Origin of the sequence: Fictibacillus arsenicus (assembly GCF_001999465.1) — a bacterium.
GTDB lineage: Bacteria > Bacillota > Bacilli > Bacillales > Fictibacillaceae > Fictibacillus > Fictibacillus arsenicus.
The window spans coordinates 1-906 of the sequence record NZ_MQMF01000048.1; the positions used below are offsets into that span (position 1 = coordinate 1).

At 69.8% G+C, this 906-nt stretch carries 1 protein-coding gene and 1 pseudogene; both read left to right on the top strand.

Translation table 11 applies throughout. The features are described 5' to 3' along the window. Nucleotides 1–218 (top strand): annotated as a pseudogene (locus UN64_RS21720) (hypothetical protein); the annotation flags it as partial. Nucleotides 219–366: 148 nt separating this feature from the next. After that, the coding region (locus UN64_RS21725; RefSeq protein WP_281249497.1) for a citrate/2-methylcitrate synthase at nt 367–906 on the top strand (540 nt) is incomplete at its 3' end.

Consider the following 906-nt stretch of genomic DNA (forward strand, 5'->3'; position numbering starts at 1 on the left):
TGTGGACCCGGCGGGCGGACCTGGACCCGGCCGACGCCACGGCGCAGGACTCGTGGGACCTGCTGGGCGAACTGGCGGACCTGGGCATCATCGCCGGGCCCGGCGTGTTCTACGGTGCCGGCGGCGACGGCTACGTCCGCGTGGCGATCACCGCCACGGACGAGGCGGTCGCCCGGGCCGCGGCGAGACTCACCGCCCGCGGGCCGCGGACCGGCTGAGCCGGGGTCGGGGGCCGTCGTCGGGGGAAGCGACCGCGCGTCCCGGGCCGGTCCTTGATAGTTTGGAGCAGAGTCGTCCCCGCGTGGGCGCGCCCACATGGGCGTGCGAACCCGGGCCATCGAGAAGAGAAGACGAGGGAGCACACCCGTGACCCATCACGAGTCCGTCCGGCTGACCGTCGGCGAGCAGAGCCTGGACCTGGGCGTCGAGCACGCCACAGAGGGCAACAACGGCATCAACATCGCCCCGCTCCTGAAGGAGACCGGCGACGTCACCTACGACCCGGGCTTCATGAACACGGCGAACGCCAAGTCGGCCGTCACGTTCATCGACGGCGACCAGGGCATCCTGCGCTACCGCGGCTACGCCATCGAGGACCTCGCCGAGCACTCCTCGTTCATGGAGGTGGCCTACCTGCTGATCTACGGCGAGCTGCCCGAGTCCAAGGAGACCCTGGAGGCCTGGGAGACCAACATCCTGCGCCACAACATGGTGCACGAGGACCTCAAGCTGTTCTTCAACGGCTTCCCGCGGGACGCGCACCCCATGCCGGTGCTGTCCTCCTCCGTGTCCGGGCTGTCCACGTTCTACCCGGACTCCCTGGACCCGCACGATCCGGAGCAGGTCCACATCTCCACCGTGCGTCTGCTGGGCAAGCTGCCGGTGCTGGCCTCCTACGCGTTCAAG